Origin of the sequence: Bradyrhizobium canariense (genome assembly GCF_900105125.1) — a bacterium.
Taxonomy (GTDB): domain Bacteria; phylum Pseudomonadota; class Alphaproteobacteria; order Rhizobiales; family Xanthobacteraceae; genus Bradyrhizobium; species Bradyrhizobium canariense_A.
This window is the reverse complement of record NZ_LT629750.1, coordinates 1,577,325-1,594,553: the sequence shown is the minus strand read 5'-3', so window position 1 is coordinate 1,594,553 and position 17,229 is coordinate 1,577,325. Positions and strand designations below refer to the sequence as shown.

General features: G+C 62.0%; 9 protein-coding genes. 6 read left to right on the top strand and 3 right to left on the bottom strand.

Annotated elements, in window-relative coordinates; translation table 11 throughout:
* Positions 1-70 precede the first annotated feature (70 nt).
* The 4 genes from BLV09_RS07815 (at position 71) to BLV09_RS07800 (ending at position 7,414) form a co-directional block, all read left to right on the top strand.
* Positions 71-2,566 carry a penicillin-binding protein 1A gene (locus BLV09_RS07815; RefSeq protein ID WP_146686868.1) on the top strand — a complete coding sequence of 832 codons (2,496 nt, stop codon included), beginning with the start codon at positions 71-73 and terminating at the stop codon, positions 2,564-2,566.
* 228 nt (positions 2,567-2,794) lie between these two features.
* Positions 2,795-5,287: a penicillin-binding protein 1A gene (locus tag BLV09_RS07810; protein ID WP_146686867.1), complete on the top strand. Its 2,493-nt coding sequence runs from the start codon at positions 2,795-2,797 to the stop codon at positions 5,285-5,287.
* Between the two features lie 107 nt (positions 5,288-5,394).
* Positions 5,395-6,526 (top strand): peptide chain release factor 2 gene (gene prfB / locus BLV09_RS07805; RefSeq protein WP_146686866.1). Its coding sequence is split into 2 segments (ribosomal slippage): positions 5,395-5,463 and positions 5,465-6,526, totalling 1,131 coding nucleotides; the frame shifts between segments, so codons are not numbered across the junction.
* Positions 6,527-6,529: 3 nt separating this feature from the next.
* Positions 6,530-7,414: an NAD(P)-dependent oxidoreductase gene (locus BLV09_RS07800; protein ID WP_146686865.1), complete on the top strand. Its 885-nt coding sequence runs from the start codon at positions 6,530-6,532 to the stop codon at positions 7,412-7,414.
* On the opposite strand, the gene BLV09_RS07795 is transcribed toward BLV09_RS07800, so the two are convergent.
* Positions 7,415-9,484: a carbamoyltransferase C-terminal domain-containing protein gene (locus BLV09_RS07795; RefSeq protein WP_146686864.1), complete on the bottom strand. Its 2,070-nt coding sequence runs from the start codon at positions 9,482-9,484 to the stop codon at positions 7,415-7,417.
* Positions 9,485-9,732: 248 nt separating this feature from the next.
* Here BLV09_RS07795 and BLV09_RS07790 point away from each other — a divergent pair, with 248 nt between their 5' ends.
* A complete protein-coding gene (locus BLV09_RS07790) occupies positions 9,733-10,956 on the top strand; it encodes an ABC transporter substrate-binding protein (RefSeq protein WP_146686863.1) in 1,224 nt (407 codons plus the stop codon).
* A gap of 31 nt (positions 10,957-10,987) precedes the next feature.
* Here BLV09_RS07790 and BLV09_RS07785 read toward each other — a convergent pair whose 3' ends face one another.
* On the bottom strand, positions 10,988-12,364 hold the full coding sequence (locus BLV09_RS07785; RefSeq protein ID WP_167558651.1) for a M23 family metallopeptidase: 1,377 nt from the start codon (positions 12,362-12,364) through the stop codon (positions 10,988-10,990).
* A gap of 101 nt (positions 12,365-12,465) precedes the next feature.
* Positions 12,466-13,188 carry a peroxiredoxin gene (locus tag BLV09_RS07780; RefSeq protein ID WP_146686861.1) on the bottom strand — a complete coding sequence of 241 codons (723 nt, stop codon included), beginning with the start codon at positions 13,186-13,188 and terminating at the stop codon, positions 12,466-12,468.
* A gap of 206 nt (positions 13,189-13,394) precedes the next feature.
* Between BLV09_RS07780 and BLV09_RS07775 the strand changes: the two genes are divergently transcribed.
* The gene (locus BLV09_RS07775) at positions 13,395-17,123 is read left to right on the top strand and encodes a DUF3971 domain-containing protein (protein WP_146686860.1); all 3,729 of its coding nucleotides are present in this window, start codon (positions 13,395-13,397) and stop codon (positions 17,121-17,123) included.
* Positions 17,124-17,229 lie beyond the last annotated feature (106 nt).

Here is a 17,229-nt window from a genome sequence, read left to right as displayed (position 1 = left end):
CGCAACGCTGGTCGCAGCCAAAGGAAAACGCCGGGTGCAGCGGCACGAGATTTGAAACGGACATTCGATAATGCGCTTGCTGGTGCGGTTCTTGGGTTTCCTGTTCGCCGCCGGAACCGTGTTGTTCCTGGTCGGTGTCGCCGCGACCGCAGGGCTGATCTGGCATTTTTCCAAGGACTTGCCCGATTATTCACAGCTTCAGGATTATGAACCGCCGGTCATGACGCGCGTCCATGCCGCTGATGGCGCGCTGCTCGGTGAATATGCCAAGGAACGCCGCTTGTATCTGCCGATCCAGGCGGTGCCCAAGCTCGTGATCAACGCGTTCCTCGCCGCCGAGGACAAGAACTTCTATGAGCACGGCGGTATCGATTATTCCGGCATGGCTCGCGCCGCGCTTCTTTACGCCGAGAATTACGGTTCCAACCGGCGGCCGCAGGGCGCCTCGACGATCACCCAGCAGGTGGCGAAGAACTTCCTTCTGACCAACGAAGTCTCCTTTACCCGCAAGATCAAGGAAGCGCTGCTCGCGATGCGGATCGAGCGCGCCTACTCGAAAGACAAAATTCTCGAACTTTATCTCAACGAAATCTACCTCGGCCTCGGTGCTTACGGCATTGCCGCGGCGTCGCTGGTCTATTTCGACAAATCGGTCAACGAGCTCACGGTTGCGGAAGCGGCTTACCTTGCCGCGCTGCCGAAGGCGCCGGCCGCGCTGCATCCGGTGCGTAACCACGATCGCGCGATCGAGCGTCGTAACTACGTGATCGACCGCCTGCTGGAAAACGGCTGGATCAAGCAGTCTGACGCCGACACGGCGCGCAAGGATCCGCTGATCGTGACGAACCGGGCAAACGGTGCGCACATCTTTGCCGGGGAGTATTTTGCCGAGGAAGTCCGTCGCGACATCTTCGAACGCTACGGCGAAAAGAAGCTCTATGAAGGCGGCCTCTCGGTTCGCACGACGCTCGATCCGAAAATCCAGATGGAGGCGCGCAAAACCATGGTCGCCGGCCTCGTCAACTACGACGAAGCACAGGGGTGGCGCGGTCCGCTCAACAAGATCGACGTATCCGGCGATTGGGGCATCAAGCTCGCAGATCTCAAATCGCTGTCGGACATTTCGCCCTGGCGGATGGCGGTGGTGCTGGAGACCAGTGAGCAGTCGGCGCGGATCGGCTTTCAGCCCGGGCGCGAACTCGGCGGCGCCGTCTCCAAGGATCGGCAGACCGGAATCATCACACTCGATGGCGTGAGATGGGCAAGGGCCGCGTCAGGTCCGGCAAAGGGCAGGGCGCCGACGGCGGTATCGCAGGTGCTTTCGCCGGGCGACGTGGTTTATGCGGATCCCCTGTTCAAGGATGGCAATGCGGTCGACGGCCAGTACCGGCTGCGTCAACTGCCGGAGGTCTCCGGCGCCATGGTGGCGATGGATCCGCATACCGGCCGCGTGCTGGCGATGGTCGGCGGTTTCTCGTTCGACCAGAGTCAATTCAACCGTGCATCGCAGGCCTATCGGCAGCCGGGATCGTCGTTCAAGCCGATCGTGTACTCATCGGCGCTCGACAATGGATATACGCCATCGACAGTCGTGCTCGATGCGCCGATCGAAGTCGATCAGGGGCAGGGTGCCGGCGTCTGGCGTCCGGAGAATTTTTCGTCCGGCAAGTTTCAGGGGCCGACGACACTGCGCAATGCGTTGAGATTGTCGCTGAACACGGTGACGGTGCGGCTGGCGCAGGATATCGGGATGCCGCTGATCGGCGAATATGCCAAGCGCTTCGGCGTCTATGATGAGTTGCCGAATTATCTGTCCTACGCACTGGGTGCCGGCGAGACGACCGTGATGCGAATGGTCACGGCCTATTCGATGTTCGCCAATGGCGGCCGCCGCGTGAAGGCAACCTTGATCGATCGCATTCAGGACCGTTACGGTCATACCATCTTCAAGCACGACGCCCGCGAATGCCGCGGTTGCGATGCGCCGGATGGTTGGAAGAATCAGCCGGAGCCGCAGCTTGTCGACCGCCGGGAGCAGGTGCTGGATCCGATGACGGCGTATCAGATCACCTCGATGATGGAAGGCGTGGTGCAGGCCGGCACGGCGACGGCCTTGAGGGATGTCGGCAAGCCGCTCGCCGGCAAGACCGGTACCACCAATGAAGCAAAGGATGCCTGGTTCGTCGGCTTCTCGCCCGATCTGGTGGTCGGTATCTATATGGGCTACGACAAGCCGCGCACGCTTGGCCGGGGCAATGCCGGGACCGGCGGCCATCTGGCAGCACCGATCGCGCGTGATTTCCTCAAGCTTGCGCTCGCCGATAAGCCAGGCGTTCCCTTCAAGGTGCCGGCCGGGATCAAGCTGATCCGGGTCGATTCCAAGACCGGGATGCGGGCCGGCCCGGGAGATACCGGCAAGACTATCCTCGAAGCCTTCAAGCCGGGCACCGCGCCGCCGGATAATTATTCGGTCATTGGCGTGGCCGACGCAGACGGGCGCTCGCTGACGGTTTCCCCGGACGCGGATCGCACCATCCTGCGCTCCGGCACCGGCGGACTGTATTAGACCGGAACCCTTGGGAGGACGTGCGGCGACCGCTCATGCTCGGGCGGTGTCGTCTGCTGTTCGCGCGGGAGGATATGCCGGGTGAGCAACAATTTGCTCGGGGCGGCTTTTGCAACACATCAAATGCACACAATTGAAATTGATTGAAATCACGGCTATACGGCCCGGCCGCAGCGCGGAAGTATGTTTAGCGCTGAACGAGGGCAGGCTCACGACCGGGTAAGATTTATGAGACTGCTCTTCCGTTTCTTCGGCTTCCTGTTCACCGTCGGAACCGTGCTGTTCCTGGTCGGTGTCGCCGCAGCCGCGGCGCTGATCTGGCATTTCTCGAAGGACTTGCCGGATTATTCTCAGCTCCAGGATTACGAGCCGCCGGTCATGACGCGCGTCCATGCCGCCGACGGCGCGCTGCTCGGCGAGTATGCCAGGGAACGCCGGCTGTACCTGCCGATCCAGGCGGTCCCGAAGCTCGTGATCAACGCGTTCCTCGCCGCCGAGGACAAAAACTTCTATGAGCACGGCGGTATCGATTACTCCGGCATGGCGCGCGCCGCGATTCTTTATGCAGAGAATTACGGTTCCAACCGCCGGCCGCAGGGTGCCTCGACCATCACCCAGCAGGTGGCGAAGAATTTTTTCTTTTCCAGCGAAGTTTCGTTCACGCGCAAGATCAAGGAAGCGCTGCTCGCGATGCGACTCGAGCGCGCCTATTCGAAGGACAAGATTCTCGAGCTCTATCTCAACGAAATCTATCTCGGCCAAGGCGCTTACGGTATCGCTGCGGCGTCGCTGGTGTATTTCGACAAATCGGTCAACGAACTCACGGTGGCCGAGGCGGCCTTCCTCGCCGCGTTGCCGAAAGCGCCGGGGACGCTGAATCCGGTGCGCAATCATGATCGTGCGGTCGAGCGGCGCAATTACGTGGTTGATCGTCTGCTCGAAAATGGCTGGATCAAACAGGCCGACGCGGACACCGCGCGCAAGGATCCGCTGACTGTCACCAATCGAAGCAATAGTGCGCGCACTTTCGCCGGTGAATATTTCGCCGAAGAGGTCCGCCGCGACCTGCTCGAGCGCTACGGTGAGAAGAAACTTTATGAAGGCGGTCTCTCGGTGCGAACCACGCTGGATCCGAAGCTGCAGGTGATGGCGCGCAAGACCATGGCGGCGGGGCTCGTCAATTACGACGAGGCGCAAGGCTGGCGAGGCGCGATCGGCAAGCTCGATATTTCCGGCGATTGGGGCGTCAAGCTTGCCGACGTCAAATCACTCAACGACATCTCGCCGTGGCGGATGGCGGTGGTGCTCGAGACCAGCGATCAGTCGGCGCGGATCGGTTTCCAGCCGGGTCGCGAACTCGGCGGCGTGATATCCCGAGACAGGAAAATCGGCATCATCACACTTGACGGCGTGAGGTGGGCAAAGCCGACGGCGGGACCTGCGAAGGGCAAGACGCCGACGGCCGTATCCCAGATATTATCCCCCGGGGACATCATTTACGCTGACCCTCTGATTGCCAAGGATGGCTCGTTGGTCGACGGTCAGTTCCGGCTGCGCCAGTTGCCGGAAATATCCGGTGCCATGGTGGTGATGGACCCGCACACCGGTCGTGTGCTGGCGATGGTGGGTGGATTCTCGTTCGACCAGAGCCAGTTCAATCGCGCGACACAGGCCTATCGTCAGCCGGGCTCGACCATCAAGCCGATCGTCTATTCCTCGGCGCTCGACAACGGCTATACGCCGTCGTCCGTCGAGGTCGATGGGCCGATCGAAATCGATCAGGGGCAGGGCGGAGAAGTCTGGCGCCCGGATAATTTCTCCGTCGGCAAGTACCAGGGCCCGACCACGCTTCGCAACGCATTGCGGCTGTCGCTGAACACGGTGACGGTGCGGCTGGCTCAGGATATCGGCATGCCGCTGATCGGCGAATATGCCAAGCGTTTCGGTGTCTACGACGAACTGCCGAATTACCTGTCCTATGCGCTCGGCGCCGGCGAAACCACCGTGATGCGGATGGTCACGGCCTATTCGATGATCGACAATTCCGGCCGGCGGGTGAAACCGACGCTGATCGATCGGATCCAGGACCGCTACGGTCATACCATCTTCAAGCACGACACCCGCGAATGCCTCGGATGCGATGCGCCTGAGGGCTGGAAGAACCAGCCCGAGCCGCAACTCGTCGATCGTCGGGAGCAGGTGCTGGACGTGCTAACGGCTTACCAGATCACCTCGATGATGGAAGGCGTTGTCCAGGGTGGCACGGCGATGGTGATGCGCGACGTGGGCAAGCCGATCGCCGGCAAAACCGGTACCTCGAACGAAGCAAAGGATCTCTGGTTCGTCGGCTTTTCGCCGGATCTCGTTGTCGGTTTATATGTTGGCTACGACAAGCCCCGCAGTCTGGGCAGAACCGCGCAAGCAGGTCATACCGCCGCGCCCATTGCCAGGGATTTCATGAAGCTTGCGCTTGCCGACAAGCCGGCGACCCCGTTCAAGATTCCCGCCGGCATCAAGCTGATCAGGGTTGATTCCAAGACCGGAATGCGGGCCGGCCCGGGAGACACCGGCAGGACCATTCTCGAGGCGTTCAAGCCGGGCACCGCGCCGCCGGATAATTATTCAGGCATTGGCGTGGCCGACGCGGACGGGCGGACCCTGACGGTGTCGCCGGATGCGGATCGCACGATCTTGCGCTCCGGCACCGGCGGACTGTATTAGCGCGCCTTCGAAGCGGGCTGGCGTGAAGCCGATTGCGCTTTGCGCCGCTCATCGTTACATCGCTCGCAGCATTGCAATGGCGGCATTGGCCGCGGATCAGAGGGACCATGCGCGCCGAAGTCGAACGTCTAGTTGAAGAGATCAAGCAGTCAGTCGGGCTGCTGAGGAGGCATCTTTGACGTCGATGCTTCCACCATGCGGCTTGCGGAGCTGAACAAGCTCGCAGAAGACCCCGATCTCTGGAACGATCCGCAGAAGGCGCAGAAGTTGATGCAGGAGCGAACCTCGCTGGAGGATTCGCTTGAGGGCATCGGCAAGGTCGAGCGCGAGCTTGAAGACAATATCGGGATGATCGAACTCGGCGAAGCCGAGAACGATGAGGGCGTGGTCGCGGAAGCCGAGACCGCGCTGAAATCCCTCAAGAAGGAAGTCGCGCGCCGCGAGCTCGAGGCGCTGCTCAGCGGCGAGGCAGACAAGTTCGACTCCTATCTCGAGGTTCATGCCGGCGCCGGCGGCACCGAGAGCCAGGACTGGGCTTCGATGTTGCTGCGCATGTACACGCGTTGGGCCGAGAAGCACGGCTTCAAGATCGAATATCTGGAAGAGACGCAAGGCGAAGAGGCCGGCATCAAGTCTGCCACCATCCAGATCAGCGGTCACAACGCCTATGGCTGGCTCAAGACAGAAGCGGGCGTGCATCGGCTGGTGCGGATATCGCCGTTCGATTCCAATGCGCGCCGGCACACCTCGTTCTCCAGCGTCGCGATCTTCCCGGTCGTCGACGACAGCATCAAGATCGACATCAAGGAATCCGACGTGCGCACCGATACCATGCGCTCCGGCGGCGCCGGCGGTCAGCACGTCAACAAGACCGAATCCGCGGTACGGCTGACGCATATTCCGACCGGGGTTGCGGTGGTCTGTCAGGCCGGCCGTTCGCAGCATAAGAACAAGGCGCAGGCCTGGGACATGCTGCGCGCGCGGCTCTATGAGATCGAATTGAAGAAACGCGAAGAACAGGCTGCCGCCGACCAGGCCGCCAAAACCGATATCGGCTGGGGTCATCAGATCCGCTCCTACGTCCTGCAGCCCTACCAGATGGTGAAGGACCTTCGCACTGGCGTGCAGACGTCGGACACATCAGGCGTGCTCGACGGCGACCTCGACGAGTTCATGGCGGCGACGTTGGCGCAGCGCGCCTTCGGAACCACAACCGGTGCGGTTGAGGATGTGGATTAGCCCATGACAAAAGTTGCTTTCATCGGCCTCGGACGGATGGGTCACGGCATGGCCGGCCGCTATCTGGAGGCTGGCTTTACGGTTTCAGTCTGGAATCGCAGCAAGGCAAAGGCGGAAGATCTGATCGCCCGCGGCGCGCGCTGGGCGTCCTCGCCAAAGGACGCCGCCACCGATGCCGACGCCGTCGTGACCATGGTCGCCGACGATGAGGCCTCGCGCGCGGTGTGGCTCGGCAAGGATGGCGCCGCCGCAACGATGAAGGCCGGCACGCTCGCCATCGAATGTTCAACCGTGTCCTATCGTCACGCGCTCGAGCTTGCGCAGGAGCTTCGAGGCCGTGGCCTCATCTATATCGATAGTCCGGTCACGGGCCTGCCGGATGCTGCAGCCAGCGGGAAGCTGACACTGCTGGTGGGCGCCGAGCCCGCCGATCTTGAAAAAGCGCGGCCCTATCTGGCGCCGCTCTCGACCACGATCCGGCATTTCGGCGCCGTCGGCAGCGGCACGGTCTACAAGCTGATCAACAATCTGATGGGCGCTATCCAGATTGCCGGGATCGCGGAGGGCTTGGCGATCGCGGAGCAGGCCGGGCTCGACATGAAGCTGGTGCTGGAAGCAATTGAAACCGGCGTCGCCGCCAGTCCGCAGGTGATCCGTCATTCCAAGCGCATGGCCGCGCGAAATTTTTCTGGCGCGACGTTTACGGCGGCGCTCCGGCACAAGGACGCGGCCTATGCGGTGGCGCTGGCCGAAAGCCTGCTTTCCGGCGCGCCGCTGATGGGACGTGCCGCGGTAGAGGCCTATGAGCGCGCGAAAGCCTACGCGCCTGACGATGATGAAGGCAAAATGATCGAGATCGTATCGCGCAGCGCTAACGCGTCGACCTGATCAGCACCCTTTCTGCTCGATCTTCCATTTCGAAAACCAGTTGGTGAACCGGCCGCTGTTGCGTTCGCCGCCGTGCCAGGCCGCATAGACCATGCCGTTGCTGGCCACCATGAACACAGCGTCGAGCCCCCTGGAGCGGCGCAGCGTGTCGATCGCTTGCGCTGCGGTCTGGGCGATGGGGCCGGCGACGTTGAACGAGGTGTTGACCGACATCTCGACGCCGATATGCCGACCCAGCGCCTTCAGATAGGCGTAAGTGAGCGGATCGTCTTCCGCGCGCACGATCTGAATCCGGCCGGTGCCGTCGGCATGGATCACCGCTGGAATCCTGGCTTGCGCCTGCGGCTTCGATCGCGCCGTCAGCACCATGTAGTTGTAGGCGTTGTAATCGCCGTCGGAAGCGCCATCCAGCAATTCGAAATATTCCTTGGCCGCCTTCAGCGTCGCCATCGGCGCCAACGGACGAATTGCTTCCCGGTATTTCACGCGCTCATTGAGCCGCTCGCGCGCATCGGCGTCGCACGGGTTGGCAAAGATCGAGCGATGGCCGAGCGCCCGCGGGCCGGTTTCGGCCGGGCCCTGATAGAGCGCGATGATGCCGTTTTGCGCCACGATGAAGGCCATCAAATCGGCGATGGCCTCAAGGCCGGCTGTTGTCGAGATGTCGCCGATCCCCTGCGAGGCAATGTCGTCGGCTGTGAGCGAACTTTCGATGTCCTCCTGCGAAGGCGATGCGCCGCAATAGAACGCCGACGTCAACGGCGCGCCGCGCGGTGCGCCGGCAAGATGCGCAAACAGCCACGCTGCGCCGATGGTGACGCCGGGGTCGCCTGGCGTGGGTGGTACCCACAAATGAAGGCGCTCCTTGCGCTGTTGGAAGTGCGCGAACCAGGCCTCGTCGAAGTGCTCGAGCAGCCGCATGTTGCCGATGGCGTTCAGCGCCACGCCACCCGTCAGCACCAGCCGGCTCGCGCCGGTCGCGCGCAACAGGTGGTCGACCACGTGGACCATGGCGTCTTCGAACACCAGTTGGGTCGCGGCCGCCTTGTCGAGACGATCGCTGGTGTCGGGCCGATGCTGGATGTCCTCGACTCGCAGGACGGCGTCGGGATTCCAGAGTTGATCCGGCGTGAGCGGCGGCCCGAGAATGTCGATCAACGCAGCCTTGTAGGGGTGATCGAACGGGTCGCAATACCAGTTGGCGAGCGCACGATTGATGCGGACTTCGCCGCCTTCACCGAAATCCAAAACATCCTTCAGGCGCGCGTAATAGCGGTTGCTGGTGCGGTTCATGTCACCCCAGGCGGCCGCGCCCATGTAACGGCCCTCGCTGGAGAGCCAGGTCCAGCCGCCTTGCGTCGACGAGATCACGCTGTAGAAGGCGCCGAGTGAATCGAACATGCTGTCATTGCAGTAAAGCCGCTGCATTGCGCCGTTGCGGACGACATAGAGCGAGATCGATCCGAGGTCGCCGGTGCCGTCGAGCACGGCAACCGCAACGGGTTCGCTGCTGTCTGCAAACGGCGAGGCCGCAAACGAGAACCAGGCGTGGTTGTCGTGATGCGGCGTGCAGATCAGCGGCACGCGCTCGGAAAGGCCGAGCTGTTTGGCGAGGATCTTGGGCGTGCGGGTCATCTGATCGAGACGGCGACGATCGAATCCAGCCGCCTCGGTGGTGCGCACCAGCTTCAGGCTTTGCGGCAGTTCCTCCAATACCGAGCGGGCCAAAGTGCCGGCCAGTGTCGGGTAATCCCAGGTGGTGAGCCATGCGGCGATGTCAGCGATGTCGAGTCCCATGCCGCGCAGTGTCGCCACCATCGCGTCGATCGAAGCCCGCGGATATTCGGTGGTGTGCTTGTTGCCGGAAAAACGTTCTTCCTCGTTGTTGACGATCAAACGCGGGCCATTTGCTTGGCTCACTTCGACCAGCGCAACGCCCGAATTGTGCGTGCCGGGTGGCGCCAATCCCGCAAGATAGACCGTCTCGCCGCGCGCGAGCTTTTCACGGACATGCGCGATCCGCGCATCGGCAAACGCCGAGCCGAGCTGATGAAAGCCCGCCGCTGCCATGGTTCGCGCCGCCAGCCATCGCGCGGCGCGAAATCCGGCGTCCCCGAGCCTGGGGTGTCGCGGACCAATTCGTGTGTTCGGTTTCAATCAGCCGGCCTTGTCGAGGAAAATCCTGATTGCGCCAAGCATCAATCACAAATGGTGGCGGCCAACAATGCTGTTTCGTGCCGCGGAATAAGCTCGCGCTTGCATGCCTACGCCCGAGTTGCGACACTTGGTCAAAACAAATCACCAAGCGGGAGAAAACGATGCCGGTTCGTTTCACACGTCTATTTGCCCTCGCGGCACTTGCCACTGTTGCCGCGATGATGGCGACCGCGGCCCGCGCGGAAAAGAAATACGATCCGGGCGCGAGCGATACCGAAATCAAGGTCGGCAATATCATGCCCTATAGCGGTCCGGCTTCATCTTACGGCGTGATCGGCAAGGCGGAGGCGGCCTACTTCAACAAGATCAATGCCGAGGGCGGCATCAACGGCCGCAAGATCAATTTCATCTCCTATGATGATGCCTACAGCCCGCCGAAGGCGATCGAACAGGCGCGCAAGCTGGTGGAAAGTGACGAGGTCTTGCTGATTTTCCAGCCGCTCGGTACGCCGTCCAACTCGGCCATCGAAAAATACATGAACGCCAAGAAAGTGCCGCAACTGTTCGTCGCGTCAGGCGGAACGAAATTCGGCGATCCCAAGCACTTCCCATGGTCCATGGGCTGGCAGCCCAACTATCAAAGCGAAGGGCACATCTACGCCAAATACATCCGGGAGCACTATCCCAACAGCAAGATCGCGGTGTTCTGGCAAAACGATGATGCCGGCAAGGATCAGTTCAAGGGGCTCAAGGATGGGCTGGGCGATAAGGCCGGCATGATCATCGCCGACAAATCCTACGAGGTCAGCGACCCCAGCATCGATTCCCAGATCGTCGCATTGCACGATTCGGGCGCCGATATCTTCTTCTCCTGGGCCGCGCCAAAGGGCTCGGCGCAGGCGATACGAAAGGTTGGCGAGTTGGGCTGGAAGCCGACCTTCTTTCTGGCCAACACCGCGACGTCGGTTGCCGCTGTCCTTAAACCCGCGGGTCTGGAGAATTCCAAGGGAATCATCTCGACCGCCTACCTGAAAGATCCGACCGATCCGACCTGGAAGGACGACCCGGGCACCAAGGGCTGGCTCGACTTCATGGACAAATATTATCCCGATGGCGACAAGACCAACGCGAACAATGTTTACGGCTATGTCCTGGCGCAGAACATGGTTCAGGTGTTGAAGCAGTGCGGCGATGAACTGACGCGTGAGAACGTCATGAAGCAGGCGGCCAACATCAAGAATTTCTCGACGGACATGATGCTGCCGGGCATCAAGGTCAACACCAGCCCGGATGATTTCTTTCCGATCGAACAGATGCAGCTGATGAAGTTCGATGGAGAGGCGTGGCGGCTGTTCGGCGACGTCATCGACGGCGAGGTGCATTAATCGCCCGGCTGATCCGCCCGCGGCAGGTGTCTCAACCGGCGCTCAAGCGAACACCGGCCCGCAGGAATTTCTGCGGGTCGACCGCTTCGCCGTCGATCCGGGTTTCATAGTGCAAATGCGGACCGGTCGAGCGGCCGGTTGAGCCGACGGCGCCGATCACCTGTCCGATCTTGATGGGTTCGCCGACCTTGACGTCGATCTCCGACATATGGCCGTAGCGGGTCGACAGGCCATTGCCGTGATCGATTTCAACCATACGGCCATAGCCACCGGCCCATCCCGCCGACGCCACTTTGCCATTGGCGGTCGCGCGCACCGGATCGCCCATGGCAGCGCGGAAATCGAGGCCGGTGTGCATGGCGGGTCGGCCGAGGAACGGATCGCTGCGGATCCCAAACCCCGAGGTGAATTCAACTTCACCGACGACCGGCTTGCGATACGGCACCAGCGCCAGCACCCGGTTCAGACGATCCATTTGCGCACGGGTGATGTTGATCCGGTAGAGCTGCCGCTCGAACGGGCCCGCGTCGGCCGGAAGTTTGACGGGAACGTACGGGCCGCCCATGCCGGCGCGCGGTGTGGCGGCGTCCAGTTGCGCCATATCGAGGCCGAGATCGGTGATGACGCCGCGCATCCGGCGCACGCGCGATTCTATGCCGTCCTCGGCCGAGTTAAGCGCCGCCATCTGGCGGGTTTCGACCTGATCGAGCGAAGTCTGCAGACGGGTAAGTACGTTCTCGACGCCCTGAACCTGAGCGAACTGATTGGGGTTCGGCTTGGCGATGACGGGCGCACGCGATTCCAGCCGTGCTTCACGGTCGGGAGGCGCTACGAAAATGACGGTGTCGCTGATCGGCGAGGGCTTCGGCGTGGCCGTGGAAACCCCGTCATTCGCCCCGGCTCCGCGCGACGGTGGCCTGATCGATCCCGCGATCGATCCAGTGCTTTGGGTGTCCGGCATGGCGCCAAGCGCGGTGGCGCGCGCTTCCAGCGCGGTCTGACGCCGCATGATCTGGTCGAGCTTCTTGTCGAATTGTTCCTGGTCAAGCAGTTGGCGGCTGGTGGTGCGATCGACCTTGGTGCGCAGTTCGGCGATGCGATCTTCGTAGGCGTATTGCATCTCCGCCTGGCGCGCGATCAGACGCGTGAGCACATCGTCGCGGAAGGCAAAATAGGTCGCAGTTGCGGCCGACCACATGCCGAGCACGACTACCGTGCCGACCACGATCCAAAACACCACCGGACCAAACCGGACCTGCTTACCGGCGTGGACGAGGGTGTAGCCGTTTTGCGCGCGGGGCACAGCGGCGGGCGCGTGGCTTACCGCCGGGCGCCGAGCCGAGGTCCTGCCATGGTCTTGTGGATGATGTTGGGGATAGTCGGAATGATGACCGGAACGGTACGACATCGGCACTCCCGCGCCGGTCGGAGATGAGTCCCGTACGGCTGAATTGACGGAGCCGATTTGACCTTCTCATGGTTAATTTTCAGGAAACGGAGTCGCGCAAATCAGGCCGCCCGGACGGCCGCGAGGACCTCGTCGGCGTGGCCGTCGACCTTCACATTGCGCCAGATCCTCACCACCCGGCCGTCGGGGCCGATCAGAACCGTTGTCCGAAATACCCCAAGGAAGCTCCTGCCATACATGGATTTTTCGCCCCAGGCGCCATAGGCCTCCAGCATCTCGTGCTTCTCATCCGAGGCAAGAGGAACCGATAACTGGTGCTTGTTCCGAAAGGATTCCTGGGCCTTGAGCGGGTCGGCCGAGACGCCGAGCACGGCGGTCTGGTTGGCAGCGAAAGCCTCGGCCAGCCGGGTGAAATCGATGGCCTCTTTGGTGCAGCCCGGGGTATCCGCGCGCGGGTAGAAAAACAGCACGAGCTTGCGGCCTGCGAAATCGGACAGCGAAACGGTCTCGCCGCCGTCGCGCGGCAACCGGAAGGCCGGCGCTTTCGACCCCTCCGCCAAATTACCGAACTTTGCGGCGGCGGGCTTCGATGCCGGCGATTTTAACCTTTTGGACGGGGCTTGATGCGATGCTGCTGGGACGGCGTTGCGAGGTTGCTTGCCGGTTTTCTTGCCGGTTTTCTTGAGAGTTCTCTTGGCCGACTTGATCGCTGCGGCAGTCTGACGCTTTTTCGTGGCCGGCTTTTCGGCGGCTGCGGCAGATTCGGCGCGGGCCAGCTTGCCGGACGACGTCTTGGAGGATTTCTTACGCGTTTTCTTGGACATACGCCTTCCTTTCGTCGCTTTCGACGGGTCAACCATTAGGCAATTGCAGGCGGTGTCCTGGCAAGCTCGAATCGAGTAGGTCGCTGGGCAGATCTGACGGCCGCGGAGTAAGGTTTACACGGAATTCGAGACATCACTCGTCCGCTCGTTGAATGTGCTCGTTGGGCCGGACGACGGGTAACGATATCAATCGAGGATTGGCAGCGATGCCGGTACAAGAGCGCTCGTTACATACCGACGAGTGTGCCCTTGACGGCGATCGATCTTACAATCAGCGCTGCGACCGAGAGGCAATGGCAAGGAATACGTCGCCCCAGGGGTCCAGTCCCAGTGCTGACGTCCAACCCTCCGTGTTGGATGATGCCGATTGGGACCAAGAGCATGACGAGGTGGCCTGCCACCGCGCCCGCCGGCTGCTGTCGCGCTCGAACTCCGGCTACCACCGCTTGGGCGATCGCGTGGGGGCGCTGGGCCGATGGCTTGCGAGTGAACGCTGGGTGAAGCGCCTCGCCATCGTGATCGCGGTCTTGATGGTGATCTTCGGCGGAAGCTTCGGCGCGCTGTGGTGGCGGCTTGGTGCAGGTCCGATCAATCTCGACATGGCGACGCCATGGCTGGCGGCGGCGATCGAGGAAAATATCGGTCACGATAACACCGTCGAGGTCGGCGGCACCCAGATCGAGCGTGCCGGCAGAATCCGTATTGCGGTGCGAATCCGGGACATCATCGTCAGGGACCGCGACCATGCCATCGTGGCGAGCGCGCCGAAGGCCGAAGTGAGATTGTCGGGCACCGCGCTGCTGATGGGCCAGCTTCGCGCCGAAAGCCTCAATCTGGTGGACGCCACACTTGCGGTGCGCATTACCCCGGATGGCTACGTGACGGTTTCCACCGGCGACAACGCGCGACCGATCGCAACCGGCGTTACCTCGAAGCGACAACTCGGAACGCTGCCGCCATCACCGGGCCAGCCCGCGGCCTCGCAGCCTCCGGCCGCAGTTTCCCCGCCCTCATCAGCCGCTCAGCCCGGCACGACGACAATTGTTACCGATAACCGTAACGCACCAAGCGGCTTGCTTGCCGGCCTCGATTGGCTCGACAGTCTCAGCCTGACCGGGCTGGACGGTCAAAACCTCAACGAAATCGGTTTGAAGAACGGAAACCTGATCGTTGACGATCAGCAGCGCGGCAACAAATGGAACTTCGATAACATCACCCTTAGCCTTCGCCGGCCCAGCGGCGGCGGCGTGGCGCTGAGCGTCGGCGAAGAGGGCAGCCATGCGTGGTCGCTGCGTGTTGCGGTCGGGGCGCCCGCGAATGGCGTGCGATCGGTTGATATTCGTGCCGACAAGGTCTCGACGAGCAATATCCTGCTGGCGCTGCGGCTGAAGGACCTGACCTACAGCGCCGATTTGCTGCTGTCGGGCGAGTTGAAAGGTGAACTCGGCCGGGACGGCATGCCGACTTATTTCCGCGGCAAGATACGTGCGGGCGAAGGGCACATCATCGACAGCGATACGCCCGATTACCCAATGGCGATCGATTCGGCTGAGGTCGATCTCGAATGGGATGCCGGACGACGCGTGTTGCTGGCGCCATTCAAGATCATCTCGGGCGCGAACCGGATCACGCTGCTGGCCCATCTCGAGCCGCCCAATGACAACGTTACCGACTGGCAGATGGGCCTCAGCGGCGGCACCATCGTGCTCGCGGGAAGCGACGATGAACAGCCGCTGATCTTCAACCGCATTGCAATCGCGATGCGGTTCGATACGGAAAAGCACCGCGTGTTGCTCACCCAGGCCGACATCAGCAATGGTGAAATCGGCGTCGCCGGCACCGGCAGCGTAGACTATGCGGGCGAGCCACGGTTGCAACTCGGTTTCGCGGGAACGCCGATGTCGGCGTCGCAACTCAAACAGATATGGCCGGCCCTGATCGTCCCGGAGGTTCGGGAATGGGTCATCGACCGGGTCGAGCGCGGCTCGCTTCAACGTATCGAGATCGGTGTCAATTCGCCGGTCCACAATCTCTCGCGGCGAGGTCCGCCGATTCCCGATGACGGCCTTTCCGTCAACATCGTCGCCAGTGGCGTGTCGCTGCATCCGGTGGATGATCTACCGTCGGTGCACGATGCGGATTTGAAAGTCCATGTCACTGGCCGGACCGCGACGGTGACGATCGGGCAGGCCGCCGTGGATACCCCTGCGGGCCGCAAGCTCAACATCTCCGATTTCGTGTTCGAGGTGCCGGATATGGCGCCCAAGCCTTCGCCGGCAAAGGTCAGATTCAAGATTGACGGTCCGGTGCCGGCGGCGGCCGAAATTCTCGCCTCGGACCGCCTCAGCGAGTTTTCCGGCACGTTGATCGATCCCAATTCGAGCAAGGGAACGGTGTCCGCGCTGGTCACGCTCGGCTTGCCGATCAAGCGCGAACTCACCAAGGCCGACACGACCTACACCATTACGGCGGACCTTGGCGGATTTGCCGCCGACAAACTGATGATGAACCAGAAGCTCGAGGCCAACACATTGAAGGTGGTAGCCAACAATCAGGGCTATCAGGTCAAGGGCGACGTCAAGATCAATGGGCAACCGGCTTCGCTCGATTATCGCAAGCCGAGCGAGGGCGATGCCGATATCAAGTTGCAGGCGACGCTCGATGACGCGAGCCGCGCGCGCCTCGGTTTCGATCTCGGCCCCGCCGTGAGCGGGGCGATTCCGGTCAAGGTGTCGGGGAAGATCGGGGGGCCGGACCATGACAGCCGTGTCGGCATCGACGCCGATCTGACCGCGCTGAAACTCGACAATATCCTGCCGGGCTGGGTCAAGCTGCCGGGCAAGTCGACTCATGCCGTTTTCAACGTGGTGCCAAAGCCGCAATCGACCCGCCTCGAGGACATCGTCATCGACGGCGGCGGCGTGTCGATCAAGGGATCGCTCGAGGTCGACCAGAATGGCGACCTGATGAACGCCAACTTCCCGACCTATGCTCCGTCCGATGGCGACAAGGCATCGCTGAAAGCCGACCGCGGTTCCGATGGCGTTTTAAAGGTGACCATGCGCGGCGATGTGTTCGATGGCCGCGGCTTTCTCAAGTCCGCGATATCGGGCAAGGAGACAGACGCCAAAGCCAAAACCAAGAACATCGATTTTGACGTAGACCTGAAGCTCGGCGCGGTCATGGGCTATGATGGCGAGGCGCTGCGCAGTGTTGACGCCAAGCTATCCCGGCGCAGTGGCACGATCAGAAGCTTTGCGCTGACCGGCAAGCTCGGACGCGATACCCCGCTGACGGGCGATCTGCGCGGGCGCACGCAGGGGCAGGCGCACGACATGATTTATCTCGAGACCAGTGACGCCGGCGCGCTGTTCCGCTTCACCGACACCTACGCCAAGATGATCGGCGGCCAGCTTTCAATGGCGATGGACCCTCCAACCGTCGAACCCGGCGCCAGGGAAGGACGAGTACTGGTTCGCGATTTTTCCATCAAAGGCGAAGCCGCGCTTGATCGTGTCGCCGCTGGCGGCCCCGCCGGAGTCCAGAACGGCATTTCCTTCTCGGGATTGCGCGCGGAGTTTACCCGGCAAAACGGACAGTTCACGGTCCGGGAAGGCGTCCTGAAAGGGCCGATGATCGGTGGAACCATCGAAGGCAGCATCGATTCCGGAAACCAGGTGCGCATGAGCGGCACCTTCGTTCCGATGTACGGGCTGAACAACATGTTCGGCCAGATTCCGGTGCTCGGTATTTTTCTGGGCGGTGGCAGCAATGAGGGGCTGATCGGGGTCACCTACGAGGTCGTCGGCACACTCGGCCAGCCGGTGCTGCGCGTTAATCCGATTTCGGCAATGGCCCCGGGCGTGCTCAGAAAGATATTTGAGTTCAATACCGGTAAGCCAAACAATCCGGTCGAATTCCCCACCAACAACTGATCGTCCGGCGGCGCGACACGGAGTTCGGTGCAACTGCTGTTGCGCGCGATGCCGGATGATCGGCCGCGAGTTATCGGGGCATTGCCGGGATCATGATCCGATTGGA

What these genes read in the sequence shown, in the direction of transcription:
- BLV09_RS07815 (WP_146686868.1), top strand. Translation starts at nt 71, where the DNA reads ATGCGCTTGCTGGTGCGGTTCTTGGGTTTCCTGTTCGCCGCCGGAACC.
- BLV09_RS07810 (WP_146686867.1), top strand. Translation starts at nt 2,795, where the DNA reads ATGAGACTGCTCTTCCGTTTCTTCGGCTTCCTGTTCACCGTCGGAACC.
- BLV09_RS07800 (WP_146686865.1), top strand. Translation starts at nt 6,530, where the DNA reads ATGACAAAAGTTGCTTTCATCGGCCTCGGACGGATGGGTCACGGCATG.
- BLV09_RS07795 (WP_146686864.1), bottom strand. Translation starts at nt 9,484, where the DNA reads ATGGCAGCGGCGGGCTTTCATCAGCTCGGCTCGGCGTTTGCCGATGCG.
- BLV09_RS07790 (WP_146686863.1), top strand. Translation starts at nt 9,733, where the DNA reads ATGCCGGTTCGTTTCACACGTCTATTTGCCCTCGCGGCACTTGCCACT.
- BLV09_RS07785 (WP_167558651.1), bottom strand. Translation starts at nt 12,364, where the DNA reads ATGTCGTACCGTTCCGGTCATCATTCCGACTATCCCCAACATCATCCA.
- BLV09_RS07780 (WP_146686861.1), bottom strand. Translation starts at nt 13,188, where the DNA reads ATGTCCAAGAAAACGCGTAAGAAATCCTCCAAGACGTCGTCCGGCAAG.
- BLV09_RS07775 (WP_146686860.1), top strand. Translation starts at nt 13,395, where the DNA reads ATGCCGGTACAAGAGCGCTCGTTACATACCGACGAGTGTGCCCTTGAC.